The sequence below is a fragment of the Pantoea sp. Seng genome (assembly GCF_009829935.1).
GTDB lineage: Bacteria > Pseudomonadota > Gammaproteobacteria > Enterobacterales > Enterobacteriaceae > Pantoea > Pantoea communis.
Genome location: NZ_SZZV01000005.1, coordinates 96,345 through 114,280 on the forward strand (window position 1 = coordinate 96,345; position 17,936 = coordinate 114,280).

Below are 17,936 nucleotides of genomic sequence, written 5' to 3' on the forward strand. Positions count from 1 at the left end.
GTTACACACGCTGAAACCCTGCAATCCAGCATTTTCCGCCTGAAATAGTTACGTAACCAGTAAGGTATAGCACCCTTTAAGTTTCTGACATCTCTCTAAATATCGGCTATCAGACGACGCTGAAAATAACGCATTTTCATACGAATAACTACGCTGAAAATTCTCTAAATGACAGATTACAAAAGGTTTTCAAAATGTAATCGTTAACACTTTGTTGTAAACATCGAAAATGAAGTGTAGACGGCGGGAAAAAATGTGCAGGCTGGTTAGCGGGCATAAAAAAGCCCGCAATAAGCGGGCTCGTTTTTGCAGGACGGTAAGATTACAGGCCCGCAGCCTCGCGCAGTTGAGCAGCTTTATCAGTCTGCTCCCACGGGAAGTGTTCGCGACCAAAGTGACCGTAAGCAGCGGTCTCTTTGTAGATAGGTTTCAGCAGATCCATCATCTGAATCAGGCCGTAAGGACGCAGGTCGAAGAACTCGCGCACCAGCAGGGTCAACTGCTCGGTAGGGACTTTCTCAGTACCGAAAGTTTCCACCATGATGGAGGTTGGCTCAGCCACGCCAATCGCGTAAGAAACCTGGATTTCGCAACGGTCAGCCAGACCAGCCGCGACGATATTTTTCGCGACATAGCGTGCAGCGTAAGCAGCAGAACGGTCAACTTTAGACGGGTCTTTACCAGAGAACGCACCGCCACCGTGACGCGCCATACCGCCGTAAGTATCAACGATGATTTTACGACCAGTCAGACCGCAGTCGCCCATTGGGCCGCCGATCACGAAGCGACCGGTTGGGTTGATATGGTATTTGGTGCTGGCATTCACCCACTCTGCAGGCAGTACCGGCTTGATGATCTCTTCCATCACCGCTTCACGCAGATCGGCTGTCGAAATTTCTTCAGCGTGCTGAGTCGACAGGACAACCGCATCGATACCGACAATTTTGCCGCCATCGTACTGGAAAGTGATCTGGCTTTTCGCATCCGGACGCAACCACGGCAGTGAGCCGCTTTTACGCACTTCAGCCTGACGCTGCACCAGACGGTGGGCGTAGGTTACCGGAGCAGGCATCAGCACGTCGGTTTCGTTGGTGGCGTAGCCGAACATCAGGCCCTGGTCGCCCGCGCCCTGTTCCAGCGGATCGGTACGGTCAACACCCTGGTTGATGTCAGGAGACTGCTTACCAATCGCGCTCAGTACGGCGCAAGAGTTCGCATCAAAGCCCATATCGGAATGGACATAGCCGATTTCACGTACGGTATTACGGGTGATCTCTTCGATATCCACCCATGCGCTGGTGGTGATTTCACCGCCAACCAGCACCATACCGGTCTTAACGTAAGTTTCGCAGGCCACGCGTGCTTTTGGATCCTGTTCAAGGATCGCATCTAACACGGCATCGGAAATTTGGTCAGCGATTTTATCAGGATGTCCTTCTGATACGGACTCAGATGTAAATAGGTGTTTAGCCATTCTGTTCTTTACCTTACAAATGGTTTGAATTCGACTGCATAGCGTAAGTGGACCAGGCCGACTCGACGCCCCTTCAGGCAAAGCCGCGAGCAGTAGGGAGTATTGGCGTAATCGCCGACACCGCCTGGATGTTAACCAGTTTAGATGGAAAACCATCTGGACGGCTATTCTAGGTTACACAGTGAGCACTTTTCCAGTGCTTTTTCTGATTCCGCACGTTTACGCAAGTGAGCAGATGGAAGAAATTCCTGACACCTTCCACAGATCCCAGACAAAGATTTTGCTTTTTCACCCTGCAAACTGTATAAAACGCCGCTGCTGTCGACCACAGTACAAAAGGATGACGCCACCGCGCGTCGCGCCGTCAGAGCTATTCTCTGATTTTCACCCAGGCCGTTTCTCGTTTGCTGTTTGCAGGCGTTGGAGGTGATAAAAGTAATGAACCACACTTCTCTTCTTTTCGGTTCACTGCGCTCAACGGGCGCACTGGCAATCCTTTCCCAATCCAGTCTTATTCTTTTCTCTCGTCGAAGTTTTGCACGTTGCGGTAATTATCCCGACACGAGCGCCGGCTAAGCTATTCCCTCATTTCTGTCGCTGTGTTTCACTCGTCTTAGGCGGTGAAAAGCGTTGGCTTTTGGCCCGTTTTTTACTGACTACAGCGTGGTGTTTTACACTTAGAGTCAGCAACGTGCACGGCAACCCGATAATCGGAGCTCAGCAGGATGGGGAAATGTTTACCCGGACTCACAACAGCAAGACCCGGCAACTGTTTCATATTTCAACGGAAAATTGAGGTTCGCGATGTCTGACGACATGAAGAATATCAAGGGTTCGTCAGCTGGCGAACAGGGTGTACTCCGCTCCATGCAGGAGGTGGCGATGAACGACCAGGAAGCGAGCAGAATGCTGCGTACCTACAATATTGCCTGGTGGGGTAATAACTATTATGACGTCAACGAGCTGGGGCACATCAGCGTGTGTCCGGATCCGGATCAGCCGGAAGTGCGCGTTGACCTGGCGAAACTGGTCAAAGAGCGTGAAGCCGATGGCCAGCGTCTGCCTGCGCTGTTCTGCTTCCCGCAGATTTTACAGCATCGCCTGCGTTCAATTAACGCCGCCTTTAAACGTGCGCGCGAATCCTACGGCTACAAGGGTGACTACTTTCTGGTTTACCCAATTAAGGTTAACCAGCATAAGCGCGTGATTGAATCACTGGTCAACTCCGGTGAACCGCTGGGCCTGGAAGCCGGTTCGAAAGCCGAGCTGATGGCGGTGATCGCGCACGCGGGTAAAACCCGTTCAGTGATTGTCTGCAATGGCTATAAAGACCGCGAGTACATTCGTCTGGCGCTGATTGGCGAGAAACTCGGTCACAAGGTTTACCTGGTGATCGAGAAAATGACCGAAGTGCGCCTGGTGCTGGAAGAGGCGGAGCGCCTGAACGTGATCCCGCGTCTGGGTATCCGCGCACGTCTGGCTTCACAGGGCTCGGGTAAATGGCAGTCGAGCGGTGGCGAGAAATCTAAGTTCGGTCTGGCGGCATCACAGGTGTTGCAGCTGGTGGATATCATGCGCAAAGCCGGTCGTCTCGACAGCCTGCAACTGCTGCATTTCCATCTTGGTTCGCAGATGTCCAACATTCGCGACATCGCCACCGGTGTACGTGAGTCGGCGCGCTTCTATGTTGAGCTGGCGAAGCTCGGCGTGAACATCAAATGCTTCGATGTCGGCGGCGGTTTGGGCGTGGATTATGAAGGTACGCGTTCGCAGTCTGACTGCTCGGTGAACTACGGCCTGAACGAATATGCCAACAACGTGATTTGGGCGATTGGTGATGCTTGTGAAGAGCACGGCCTGGAGCATCCAACCGTCATCACCGAATCCGGTCGTGCGGTTACCGCACACCACACCGTGCTGGTCTCCAACATCATCGGTGTAGAGCGCAACGAATTCAGTACGCCAGTGGCGCCAGATGTCGATTCACCACGTCCGATTCAGAGCCTGTGGGATACCTGGCAGGAGATGCATGAGCCGAATGTCCGTCGTTCGCTGCGTGAATGGCTGCACGATAGCCAGATGGATCTGTTCGATATCCATACCGGTTACTCTTCCGGCACCTACGATCTCGGCCAGCGCGCCTGGGCAGAGCAGCTTTATTTAAGCATCTGTCACTATATCCAGCAGCATCTGGATCCAAGCAACCGTGCGCACCGTCCTATCATTGATGAGCTGCAGGAGCGCATGGCGGATAAGATTTACGTCAACTTCTCGCTGTTCCAGTCAATGCCGGATGCGTGGGGTATCGATCAGCTGTTCCCGGTGCTGCCGCTGGAAGGATTGAACAAGATCCCTCAGCGTCGTGCGGTGTTACTCGACATTACCTGTGACTCCGATGGCACCATCGATCATTACGTAGATGGCGACGGTATTGCCACCACCATGCCGATGCCAGAGTACGACATTGATAATCCGCCAATGCTGGGCTTCTTTATGGTTGGCGCGTATCAGGAAATCCTCGGCAACATGCACAACCTGTTTGGCGATACCGAAGCGGTTGACGTATTCGCTTTCCCGGATGGCAGCGTTGAAGTGCAATTGTCAGATGAAGGCGATACCGTGGCAGACATGCTGGAGTATGTGCAGCTGAACCCTAACGATTTGATGACGCTGTTCCGCGATCAGGTGACACAGCAGAAAGACATCGACGAAGAGCTGCGTGCACAGTTCCTTGAAGAGTTTGAAAGTGGCTTATATGGTTACACCTATCTTGAAGATGAGTAACGGTTAATACGCATAGCGGGCCCTGTACAGGGCCCGTTTTTATTTACCTGCCATTCTATTTTCTTATTCCTCTATTCTTTTATTAGAAGTGTGATGAAGATCACTCTCAATAAATGTTAATCATCCATTTATAACTCGCGCCTAAAATACGTGTTTTCTATCCCCTTCATTTTTATTCACAAAGCTAAAGAACCGCTTCGCTTCAATCCCGAATATCCCTGCATTAGTTACTGATCTTGTAAGGATTGGATAGGTAATCTGTTATGTTTTCTTATCGATGTATAATAAAAATTTAAACATTAAGGATTGAATAGTTCCATCAAGAAACTACATTTTTTGACGTCTTTTGGAACCATGTATTCCAGAACGAAAAAAATGAATTTTGCGATGTAATTATCTTTATCAGACAAATTAAGAATAATTTATACAATAAATTCAATGTGTTAGTTGTTTTGGTATCTGTCAAGGATGGTATTAACTTAAATTTTTCCAGGAATTATCCGATAATTTTGTGAAAGTAAATTAAGTTTACTACGCAAATTGATAGATTTAAACGATTGAAGTGTGGTTGAGTCTTTACTGAAATCTATTTTGCAAACTGTAAGCTGTACGTTAGGCTTCAGTTAACGTGTTAAGAGTTATCGATGTTTCCCTTACATCTCACATGAGTAATCCTGATAGTTCAGGAGTATCAGTAAGTTGCGGAAGGGACTGTGAAATGAGCAATCAACCTGAATACATTTTCTTGCTGGAATCCGTTCATGGTAAAGCCGGCGAGTTGATTGCATGGGAATTGTTAACCCGATTCTCAGATGATGCAGATATTAATAATAAACGTAACCCTTGCAGGGATGAGGGGTTCTTCAGTCGGCTTCCTGCTGACGAGAAATGGCAGTTATTCCTCCACCAGATCGGAAAACTTATTCAGCTATACCAGAAAGGGTCTGATCAGGTAGTCAGTGTAAATGTGGATAGAGATATCGTCGCCGGTATTTTTGAAGATGCTGAAATACAACAAAAACTGGCGAGTTTAACGTTGTTGCGTTTAGAGATATCCGCCTTCTTTACCGCGCGTTTTAACAGCGCAGACCTGCTGATATTAAAAGGTGTCGCGAAAGTGACACACGCCCCTTTATGGCTTGATGACTTTGGTCCGGGTTATTCCAACCTGACCATGCTTAATAGCGGAATATTTGAAATCGTCAAGATTGACAAAGATTTTTTTTGGCAATTTGGCGACGGTCACATTTTTGACACGCTGCTTAGCCACCTCAACCAATTATGCAAAGGCGTGATTGTTGAAGGCGTTGAAAACCCATCACACCTCGATTTGCTGGCGCATAAAGCGATCTACGGTATGCAGGGCTATCACTGGCAGAGTGTCTATCTAAATGATTTTCTTAAGCAATCCTGAGTTTGTGCGGGTTCGGCCACTACAATCGGGGTAGAAAAAAAGTCTAAAAATGGGTTCATTGCATTCAATTTGATTTGTGCTCGCCCAATGGAAAATAAAGGCATTTCCCCCTTTGTTCCGCTGAAAAATAAACCCAGCCCATTCCCAGGATGGAGGCTTAACTCGGCTCAGCGCGATTTCATCATGAGTTTGTATGAAATCGACCAAGAGAAGAAGTGAATAGTCATCTGGATTATTCGCCATTGAAGCCGGTATCTGCGGATACCGGGCGTTTTTATGGAATTTAATAACTGCGCGGGATTTCGATAAAATGAATAATATCTCTATCACTCCTAAAGGTGGGACAGTAGCCTCTGAAGTTAGCGGCTCTCAAGTCAATTTAACTGCGCCAAGCGTAGTTAAACTTCACCTTAATCAATCAGATATTAAGTCTTTCACACGCAATGGTAATGATTTGGTCGTCACCACAAAGTCTGGTGAAGTCGTTGTTATTCATAACTTTTACACCGCAGCTGGCGATAGCGATTTGGTGCTGCAGGACGACAAAGGCGCGCTGTGGTGGGTCGAAGATCCGGGCACTGATGGCTTCCAGTACGTCAACATCGACAGTACCGAAGGGCTGTTAGCTGAGAACACCACCAATGACGGCACGATTGCCGCCTTCGGTATCGGTGGTGCGGCGCTGGCGGGCTTGGGTGCGATGTTTGCTGGTTCATCGGGCGGCGGCGGTGGTAATGCAGCGGTCGATGATGGAAATACCGGCGGCGGCGACAATGGCGGCGGGAATAACGGCGGCGGCAACAACGGTGGGGGTAATAACGGCGGTGGCAACAATGGTGGTGGTGACACTACTGCACCGACTGCTGCGACCAACTTAACGCTTACCGACAATGTTGGCGCGATTCAGGGCGCGATTGTTAACGGCGTCACCACTGACGACAATACTCCGACGCTGACCGGCACCGCAGAAGCGGGTGCTACAGTCAGTATTTACGATGGCAGCACACTGCTTGGAACCGTCGTGGTGGGAGCTGATGGCAACTGGAGCTTCACTTCGCCTGCGTTGGCTGAAGGCCAGCATAGCTTTACCACCACGGTGACGGATGCGGCCGGCAATACCAGCGGCTCCAGCGATCCGATCACGTTTATCGTGGATACCGTTGCACCAGTTGCGGCTGCTGGTCTGGTGGTCAGTGATGATGTTGGCGGTACGCAAGGCCCATTAACCGCTGGCTCGACTACCGATGACAATACCCCGACTATCAGCGGTACTGCTGAACCGGGCACCTACGTTAGCGTGTATGACGGCACTACACTGCTCGGCACTGCAACCGTTGGGGCGGACGGCACCTGGAGTTTCACCACGCCAGCCTTGAGTAATGGCGCGCACAGCCTGACTGTGACGGTTACCGATACGGCGGGCAATGTGAGTGCAGCCACAGATCCGTTTAACTTCAGCGTGACGGCGGATCTGCCTCCAGCAACCTCCACGTTGGAAATCAACGATGATAACGGTCCTGCGCTGGTTCCGCTGACCAATGGTGCTTACAGCAATGACAACACTCCGGTGCTAAGTGGGCTTACCACCGCGGGAGCCGTGGTTACCCTGTATGACGGTGCAGTCGTGCTGGGCAGCGTGGTAGCGGGTACGGATGGGCAATGGGTCTTCACGCCCGCCGCACTGGCTGACGGTTCACACGCCATTCATGTCACTATTACCGATGCCACAGGGAATAGTACTTCTTCTGTCACTATCACCATCAACATTGATACCGTTGTCCCTGATACCGCAACAAATTTGGCATTGGATAATAATGACGGAAGCACCCTTGTGCCGATTGTTCCCGGCGACGCGACCAACGATAGCACCCCATCCCTTAGCGGGACCGCAGAGCCCGGTAGCGTGGTCACCGTGCGTGATGGCGATACCGTACTCGGTTCAGTCACCGTCGGCGGCAATGGCAGTTGGACTTTCACCAGCCCAACGCTGACGGATGGCGCGCACAGTCTGACTGCCACCGTGACTGACCGTGCGGGTAACGTCAGCCCTGCTTCAGAGCCACTGACCTTCACCGTGGATACGGTGGCACCCGCGGCAGCCAGTGAGTTAGTGGTCACAGATAATGTCGGTGAGGCGACGGGCCCCCTGGCTTCCGGAGAGACCACCGATGACAATACACTGGATCTCTCAGGCCAGGCAGAGGAGGGTTCTGTCGTTCGCATTTACGATGGCTTAACTCTGCTAGGTTCTGTTACCACAGGCGTAGGAGGTTCATGGAATTTCACTACTGCGCCGTTGACCAATGGTAGTCATAGCCTGACCGTCACCGTTACCGACGCAGCAGGTAATGTCAGCCAAGCTACCCCGCCATTTGAAGTCAATGTTGAAGCGGATTTACCTCCAGCAACCCTTACGCTGGAGGTGACCGATGATAGTGGAAACACCCTGGTGGCTTTGGCTGATGGCGCCAGTACGCAAGATACCACTCCGGTATTGAGTGGTTTGGCCGTTGCCGGGGCGGTAGTGACCTTAATCGACGGGAGCACCGTACTGGGTTCCGTGATAGCCGATAGTGATGGGCAATGGACCTTTACGCCGGATGCTTTGCCTGATGGTCCGCATGCCTTCCAGTCCAGCTATGTCAATGCCACGGGTAACACCATTGAATCTGATGTCATTACTGTCACCATTGATACCGTTGCGCCTTTACCCGCATCGGGCATCGAGCTTCGCAATGATGCCGACGTTCCGATCGCAGACGGTGGCTCAACCAACGACACCACACCACAACTTAATGGCAATGCCGAACCGGGCAGTACCGTTACTGTCTCAGACGGCACAACGGTATTAGGCACCACAACGGTCGGTGAGGATGGCACATGGACTTACACCCTGCCTCCTTTGACCGATGGTCCACATAACATTACCACCACCGTGACTGATCCGGCAGGTAATACCAGCCCGGCATCCGATCCTATTGCCGTTGTTATTGATACGCTGCCCCCTGCGGCCGCGGAGAATGTCCAACTGAGTAGCGATCTAAGCGGTACGCTTGTTCCTGTCACGACAGGGGCAACTAACGACACCACACCGGTGTTGAGCGGTACTGCTGAAGCGGGTAGTACGGTGACCATTTCTGACAACGGCACGCTGCTGGGTACCGTCACGGTCGATACGAATGGGAACTGGAGCTATACCCCAACGCTGACACCGGGCGATCATAGCCTGACCACGGTCGTGACCGATCCCGCGGGGAATACCAGTTCTGCTTCAGCGCCGATCAACGTCAATGTTGATACCACTGCACCTGAGGCGGCCTTTGATATCCAACTGAGTAATGATCAGTCAGGAACTGCCGTACTGATTACGGGTGAGACTACCAACGACAGTACCCCGGTAATAAGTGGTCGGGCTGAACCGGGCAGCACCGTGACGATATCGGATGGCAACACCGTATTGGGTTCAGTCAGTGTCCGTCCCGATGGGAGCTGGAGTTACACCACCTCTGCGCTGGCGGAAGGGACCCACTCCCTGACCACAACGGTGACAGACCTGGCCGGTAATACCAGTCCGGCCTCCGCGCCTGTCGCCATTATCATTGACGTGACAGCGCCTCTGGCCGCAACGGATGTCTCATTGGCAAATGACGATGGCGATGCCATTGTCGTCGGCGGTGCGACCAACGACACCACGCCGGTGTTGAGTGGTAGCGCTGAGCCAGGCAGTACGGTGAATGTATTGGATGGCACCACGATAATCGGCACAGCGACGGTTGGAGAAGATGGCAACTGGACCTTCAGCTTTGAGCCAGCATTGGCGGCAGGCGAACACAGTCTGAGCGTCACCGTGACCGATCCCGCAGGCAACACCGGTCCAGCCTCCTCGGCAATCAACTTCACCATTGATATTACGGCTCCGGATGCGGCGATCAATCTTCAACTCAGCAACAATGAGGGCGGTGCATCAGTTGCTATTGTCAATGGTGGTGCGACCAATGACACCACGCCAGTGTTGAGCGGTGCAGCGGGCAGCGCCGAACCGGGCAGCATTGTCACGGTTTATGATAATGATGCTGTGACGCCTCTGGGCACCACGACAGTCGCAGCAGATGGAAGCTGGAGCTTCACTTTGCCAGCGCTGGATGCGGGTGAGCACAGTCTAACCGTCACCTTAACCGATCCGGCAGGTAACGTTAGTGATCCGTCTGAATCCTTTGCTTTCTCTGTCGACCTGACTGCGCCAGACGCGGCGACAGCGATTACCCTGGCGAACGATGGGGGCACGGCGATTCCTGCAGGGGGCGCAACGAACGACAGCTCACCGGTATTGAACGGTGCTGCGGGTAGCGCGGAAGCAAACAGTGTCATCACGGTATCGGACGGTCTGAACGTGTTAGGTACCGCAGTTGTGGGTGCCGATGGTAGCTGGAGTTTTACGCTTCCAACGTTAAGCGACGGTGCCCATAGCCTGACCACTACCGTCACAGACCCTGCTGGCAACGTCAGTGAACCCTCTGTAGCAATTGGCTTTATCGTGGATACAGTTTTACCTGACGCCGCGTCGGATTTGGTATTGAGCAGCGATCAGAGCGGTGCGCCGGTGGCGATAACGAATGGCACCACTAACGACACTACGCCAGTATTAAGCGGCACCGCTGAGGCAGGTGCGACGGTGACCGTTTACGCTGATGGCGTAGAACAGGGCAGTACCATTGTGGGTGATAACGGTACCTGGACCTTTACTTCAGATACGCCACTGGAAACGGGAGAACATCGTTTCACCACGACCGTCACCGATCTTGCCGGAAATATTGGTCCGGAATCCGCTCCTGTTACCCTTATCATAGATACCACGGCGCCAGACACGGCCATCAATCTTCAGCTTACGAATGATCAGGGCACCACGCCGGTAACGATCACTAACGGCGGCGCGACCAATGACACTACGCCTGTATTGAGTGGGAGTGCATTGGCAGGCAGTGTGGTGACCATATCGGATGGGAGCAACGTGTTGGGTTCAGTGGCGGTGGGCGCGAATGGCAACTGGAGTTATACCCTGCCAGCGCTGGATTCTGGCACCGATCATAGCCTGACGACCGTGGTCACCGATCCCTCAGGTAACCGCAGTGAGCCCTCTGCACCGATAACGTTTAGTGTCGATACAGAGGTGCCGGATGCGGCTCTTAATCTCGCTCTGGCAAACGATTCCAGCGGCACTGCCATCCCAGTTGCTGCGGGTGGCGTAACGAACGACAATACCCCGCTGCTGACCGGAACCGCTGAGGCGAACAGCACGATCACGGTCTCAGACGGCGATACCCTTCTCGGCACGACGACCGCTGATGCAAATGGTGACTGGAGCTTCACGCCTGCACTCACTGATGGGGCTCACAGCTTGTCTGTCACAGTGACGGATGCGGCGGGCAATACCAGCGTGGCAAGTGCACCGGTCACGGTCACTATTGACACCGTGGCGCCGTCCATCACTAACCTGGCGTTAAGCAATGATCAGGGCGATACGCCTGTGGCTATCCCCAGCGGCGGACTGACCAATGACAGCACGCCCGTGGTCAGCGGGTCCGCTGAGGAAGGCACGGTCATTACCCTCACCGAAGGCACGACGGTATTGGGCCAGATCACGGTGGACGCGACGGGCAACTGGAGTATTGCTGTCACCAGCGCACTATCAGAGGGTCCGCACACGATAAATATCACGGCACGGGATCCTGCCGGTAATACCAGCGACCCTTATACGCTCAGTGTCGAAGTAGATACCACACCTTTGCCTGCGGCTACAGGCATCATCCTGAGCACCGATAACGGCACAGCGCCTGTCACCAATGCTGAGGGCACATTCACCAGCGATAGCACACCGCTGCTATCAGGCTCTGCGACAGCAGGTAGTATTATCAACGTTTATAACGGTGACACGTTACTGGGCACCACGACGGTAGGCAGTGATGGGGCATGGACCTTCACTCTGCCGAATTTGACGGATGATACTTATACGCTTTCCGTGCGCGTTGTGGACGCTGCGGGTAACCTCAGCCCTGCAACTGAGATCACTTTCACCGTGGATACCGACGTTCCCCCAGTCGCCACTTTGCAGGTTTTCAATAATGACGGTACGACCAATGTTGAAGTGCAGGCAGGCGGCTCCACCAATGACAATACCCCACTGCTGAGCGGTACGGCAGAAGCAGGCAGCCTTGTCATCATTTATGATGCCAATCAGTTGGCCCTGGGTTCAACGATTGCTCTGGATGACGGCACATGGAGCTTCCAGTCGCCAATTTTGTCAGAGGGAGCGCATACCCTGACGGCAACGGTGACCGATGAAATTGGTAATGTCAGCAGCCCTTCAACCAGCTTTACAATCAGTGTGGATATCACGGCGCCAGAGCCTGTTAGCGCTCTGCTGGTACAAAATGATGCCGATCCTGATGCCCCTGTAACCCTGACTAACGGTGGTGCGACAAACGATACGACCCCTGCGATCAGTGGCAATGCAGAACCGGGTAGCACTGTATCCATTATTAACACCGCAACGGGTGAAATATTGGGCACGGCAGTGGCTGATGCGGTGACAGGGGCCTGGGTTTACACCACCACCACCGCCTGGGCTGAGGGAACTTACAATCTGGGGATTGTGGCCACCGATAATGCGGGCAATGCAAGTGCTTCCACCAACTTTACGCTCACCATTGATAATACCGCACCGGATGTCGGGACGTTCACCGTCAGCAACAACAACGGTGCCAATCCTGTCGGCATCCCCGTGAACACGACCACAAATGACAGCACGCCCGAACTGCGCGGAACCGGAAGTGAAGCCGGTGCCATCATCGCCGTTTATTCCGGTGATATCTTGGTAGGATCAGCGGTGGTCGCTGAAGACGGTACGTGGAGTGTAGTGACCAGTGTACTGAGTGAAGGTCCACAAACGCTTTCCGTAACGGCCACTGATGCCGCCGGGAACAACTCTGCAGCATCCACCTATACACTGAGCGTGGACACCCTCGCCCCAGAGGCGCCTGCGGGTCTTACCGTGACAGATAATGTCGGCGATACAACCGGCGATCTTCTGAGCGGCGCGACCACCGATGACAATTCGCCTGCGTTCGGCGGAACCGCGGAACCGGGCAGCATTGTTTCGGTTTATGACGGCACCGCCTTATTAGGCACCGTCATTGCTGACGCAACAACAGGGGCATGGACGTTCTCGCCCGATGCATTAAGTAACGGCCTGCACAACTTCACCGCCACGGCAACCGATGCGGCGGGCAACGTCAGCCCTGCGGCTCCACAGCCTGCTTTTGAGTTAAACATTCAGGCAGATTTGCCTCCGGCGACCAGCACGCTGCAAATCACCGATGACAGTGGTTCAACATTGGTGGCGCTGACTGACGGCGATTACACCAGGGACACCAGCCCGGTACTGACAGGGTTAACAACAGCCAATGCCGTGGTCACTATCCTGGATGGTTCAGACGTATTGGGTTCAGTCACTGCATCCGCTGACGGTCAGTGGACCTTCACCCCTGCGTTAGACCAGGGTGAGCATGTTCTTTCAGTGACCGTTGTGGATGCGCAAGGCAATGATGGGACAGGAGCAGGTCCTGTTACGATCAACGTGGACAGTATTGCACCCGATGCGGTGGTTAATCTTGTTGTCAATAACAACAATGGTTCAACGCCAGTCGTCATTGGTGAAGGAACGTCAACGAATGACAGCACGCCGCAACTGACAGGCACAGCGGAAGCAGGCGCAATTATCACCGTTTACGATGGTGCGAACATCATTGGCACTACTACCGTAGATACGGAAGGCTTGTGGAGTTTCACCACGTCAACGTTGACCAACGGAGCGCATGCCCTGAGTGTTACGGTGACTGACCTGGCTGGCAACATCAGTCCGGCGTCAACCTCAGTGAATTTCATCGTGGATACCCTCGCACCAGCGGCGGCGACCAATCTCGTGGTCACCAACAATGACGCCACGCCGAATACGGTCATACCAAACGGTGGCTCAACCAATGACAGCACCCCGTTACTCAGCGGTCTTGCGGAAGCCAACAGCACCGTTACGATTTATGATGGTACCACCGTGTTAGGCACGGTCATTGCTAATGGCAGCGGTAATTGGTCTTACAGCCCAGAGCTTGGGGAGGGGACACATGTGCTTAGTGTCCGTGTCACGGATGCCGCAGGTAACGTCAGTGGTGCATCTGCTACCGCTACCGTGATTGTTGATACCCTTCCTCCGGCTCTGACCCTTGCTCTAAGCAATAATAATGGTCCTACCGCCATCCCGATCGCCAACAATGGCATCACGAATGATGCCACCCCAGCACTGAGCGGCACCACCGATCCTGGTAGCCTGGTGATTATTCGTGAGAATAACGTCGTGGTGGGTTCAGTTAGCGCCAGTAGCACCGGGTCATGGAGTTATATCAGTGCTGCTCTCGCTGAAGGGCAACATACCTTTAGTGTGACCGCAACGGATCTGGCAGGAAACGTGAGTACAGCGGCGACCGTGACAGTCAACGTCTCCCTGACGGGACCTGCGCCAGTGACGGACCTGATTGTGACAGATGACGTGGCGCCGGTGACGGGGCAGTTGACCAGTGGTGCGACCACCAATGACAGCACGCCAACCTTGTCAGGTACTGCCGGTGTAGCCGGTAATGTCGTCACTGTTTACGATAGCACCACAGTGTTGGGTACCGTGATTGCCGGGGCCGATGGCGCCTGGACATTTACCACCGCAACCCTCACTAACGGCGCGCATTCATTGAGTGTCACCGTGACGGATGCCGCAGGGAATACCAGCAGCGCAACCAACTTCCCTCTTATCGTCGATACCGTCGCACCGACCGCTACAACGCTGGTGGTCACCAATGACACCACGGGGATGGTTGTGCCAGCGGGCGGGGCAACCAATGACACCACGCCAACCTTAAGCGGGGTGGCGGAAGCGGGCAGCCGTATCAGCATTTATGACAACGGGGTCTTGCTGGGAACCGCCACTGCGGGCACCAACGGTGCATGGAGTTTCACGACTGCGGCACTCGGCGCAGGCAGCCATCCGCTCACAGCGACCGTGACCGATGCGGCAGGTAACGTCAGCGGCTCAACGGCGGCGACGGTCACCATTGATACCACCGCACCGGGCGCCGTCACGGTTGCAGCCAGCAACAACAATGGCTCAACACCGATTGCCATCGCCAACGGCGGCAGCACCAATGACAACACGCCAGCGCTGAGCGGCACTGCAGAGGCGGGTAGTATCGTTATCGTACGTGAAGGCAACACGGTGCTAGGATCAACGACGGCGAGCAGCAGTGGAGCATGGAGCCTCACCAGCGCCACACTGACTGACGGCACGCATAACCTGAGCGTCACGGCAACGGATGCGGCGGGCAATGTCAGTACGCCAACCCCTATCACATTGACCATTGATACAGGCGTGCCGGTCGCGGCCTCCAACCTGACAGTGACCAACGACAGCGTGACGCCTAATGTTACCGTGTCCAGTGGCGGGTCAACCAACGATAGTACGCCAGTGCTCAGCGGCACCTCGGAAGCGGATGCGATTGTGACGGTGTATGACGGCAACACGGTACTGGGTTCGACTACTGCCAATGGATCCGGTGCCTGGAGTTTCACACCGGCTACTGCCCTGACCAACGGTAGCCATGCTCTAAGCGTGACGGTGAAAGATGCCGCGGGCAACGTCAGCCCAGCCTCTGGCATCTACACGGTGATTGTGGACACCATCGCACCAACCGCCACCACGCTGGTGATTACCAATGATATTACCGGTGTGGTAGTACCGACAGGCGGTTTAACCAATGACACCACACCAACCCTGAGCGGTGTGGCAGAGGCGGGCAGTCGTGTCAGCATTTATGATAACGGGGTTCTTCTTGGTACCACGACGGCGGGTACCAACGGTGCCTGGACCTTCACCACAGCAGTGCTCGGTACGGGCAGCCATCCGTTGACCGCAACCGTGACGGATGCAGCAGGGAATGTCAGTGGCACCACCAGTGCCACAGTCATCGTGGACACCACGGCACCCTCTGCTGTGAGCCTGATTGCCAGTAACAACAATGGCAATACACCCGTCACGATTCCAAACAATGGTGTCACCAACGACAGTACACCACTGTTGAGCGGAACCGGTGAGGCGGGTGCGCGCATCAGCGTCTATGAAGGCACTACGCTGCTGGGTACTGCGACGGTTGCCAGCAACGGAAGCTGGAGCTTTGTCACTGGCACCTTAAGCAACGGTACGCATACGTTGAGCGTGACTCAGACCGATGCAGCGGGCAACGTGAGTCCGGCAGCCTCAACCACGCTGCTTGTTGACACTGTGGCCCCATCAGCCAGTACGCTCACGATTATTGATGATGCCGGTACAACGCCGGTCACCCTGGCTAATGGCGCGTATACCCGTGATACCACGCCAGTACTGAGTGGCACAGCAGAAGTCGGTGCAGTTGTGACTATCTTTGATGGCGCAACGGCGCTGGGTTCGGTCACGGTAGGGGCAGGGGGCACCTGGACATTCACCCCCGCGGCACTAAGTAATGGTGCTCATACCCTGAGCACCACGGTGACCGACACTGCAGGGAACGTCAGTACAGGGAATACCACGGCAACGGTCAATGTTGATACCGTCGCCCCTGCGGCCGTATCGGGTCTGGCGATTAACACCGCGGGTACGGTGGTGACGGGTAGCGGTGAAGTGGGCGCTACCGTCACCGTCCGTGATGCAGGCGGTGCAGCTATAGGAACAGCGACCGTAGGTACGGGCGGCACATGGTCAGTCTCACTCACTACTGCGCAAATCACCGGAGCTACCCTGTCAGTGACTCAGACGGATCGGGCAGGTAACGTTTCAACCAGCACACCGTTGGTCGGTGCCATTCGTGTAGTTGCCACAAACGACACCAATGAGGTGGATTACAGTACCACACAAGGCACCATCAATAATGGCACGACCAGTGTTTCGCATGTGGCGCTCGCCAATGTCGGTTTAGGAAGCGTGTTGAATGCGACTGTCTTGTCGAACGGTAACGCCTATGTGTTCACGGTAGGGCCGGAAGATACCCGCACCATCACGTTGAACGGTTCTGTGGGCGGCATCAGTCTGATTTCAACTTACTCTCTGTATCTGTACGAGCAGCAGACGGATGGGACCTGGTTGTTGATCCAAACTAACGGCAGTTATCTGTCAACGGGATTGATTTCACTGGGTACACAAACCGGTGCCAACATCACCTACAGCAATTTGGGCACGGGCAACTATGCAGTAGTTATCGGTTCAAACGTGAGTGTGGGCGTGTTGCCGACCACCACTATCAGCACAGTATCGGATATCACTACGCTGGCGGTGACGGTTGCGGCGACGGTCACCGGGAACCTGTTAACGAATGACACCAGTTCGATTGCAGGAACGATACCCACTGGCACCACGGTAACCGCCGTCTCAGGTAGCGCAGTTTCCTCAAGTGGAAACACTGTTATTAATACCACCTACGGTACCTTAACTATTGATTATCATGGTGATTATACCTATACCCTGAAGGCGGGTCTGAACATTGATACCTTGCCAACAGCCGATACCTTCACTTACTCGGTGAGGGATGCGAGTGGTGCAGTCACCTCTGCCACCTTGACCGTGACTCTGCATAACGGTGCGGCAACGTCGATCACCGTGAGCACTCTGGTTGCTGAAACCACCTCTGCAGAGCATGACGCCAGCGGCAGTATTTATGGTGATTCCTCTGCCACGCATACCGGAACCTTGAGTATCACTAATGAAAACGGCGATCTTACTACCGTGAGCAGTACGGGTACCACCTCGGTTGCGGGCGAGTACGGTGTGCTCACTATTGCCGCCAATGGTAGCTACACCTATAACCTGAATGCGAATGTCGAGGGGCAAAACATTCTGCATAAAGAGGTATTCACTTACACGCTGGCAGCAACCGATGGCACCATCACCACCCACTCGTTCACCATCGATCTACACCCGACCATCACGGGTACGACAGGCGCTGACACCATCACCGGCGGTGCCTACGACGACACCATCACCACCGGTGCCGGCGCAGACACGCTGGTATACCACCTGCTGGCGACTGCGGATGCCACTGGTGGTAACGGGCACGATACCTGGACCGACTTTAATGTTGCGCAAGGCGACAAAGTTGACATCAGTAACTTGCTCATTGGCTGGAATGATTAAACAAG

At 54.0% G+C, this 17,936-nt stretch carries 4 protein-coding genes; 3 read left to right on the forward strand and 1 reads right to left on the reverse strand.

Annotated elements, in window-relative coordinates; genetic code table 11:
- Nucleotides 1–322 precede the first annotated feature (322 nt).
- Nucleotides 323–1,474 (reverse strand): methionine adenosyltransferase, encoded by a 1,152-nt coding sequence (gene metK / locus FD737_RS06585; protein ID WP_058959339.1) that lies wholly within the window; start codon nt 1,472–1,474, stop codon nt 323–325.
- An 804-nt stretch (nt 1,475–2,278) separates the two neighbouring features.
- On the opposite strand from metK, the gene speA reads away from it, so the two are divergent.
- The 3 genes from speA (at nt 2,279) to FD737_RS06600 (ending at nt 17,931) form a co-directional block, all read left to right on the forward strand.
- Complete coding sequence (gene speA, locus FD737_RS06590; protein ID WP_072016983.1) at nt 2,279–4,258, forward strand: biosynthetic arginine decarboxylase; 1,980 nt, start codon at nt 2,279–2,281, stop codon at nt 4,256–4,258.
- 718 nt (nt 4,259–4,976) lie between these two features.
- Nucleotides 4,977–5,672 carry an EAL domain-containing protein gene (locus FD737_RS06595; protein WP_160833051.1) on the forward strand — a complete coding sequence of 232 codons (696 nt, stop codon included), beginning with the start codon at nt 4,977–4,979 and terminating at the stop codon, nt 5,670–5,672.
- A gap of 310 nt (nt 5,673–5,982) precedes the next feature.
- The gene (locus FD737_RS06600; protein ID WP_255491996.1) at nt 5,983–17,931 is read left to right on the forward strand and encodes an Ig-like domain-containing protein; all 11,949 of its coding nucleotides are present in this window, start codon (nt 5,983–5,985) and stop codon (nt 17,929–17,931) included.
- Nucleotides 17,932–17,936 lie beyond the last annotated feature (5 nt).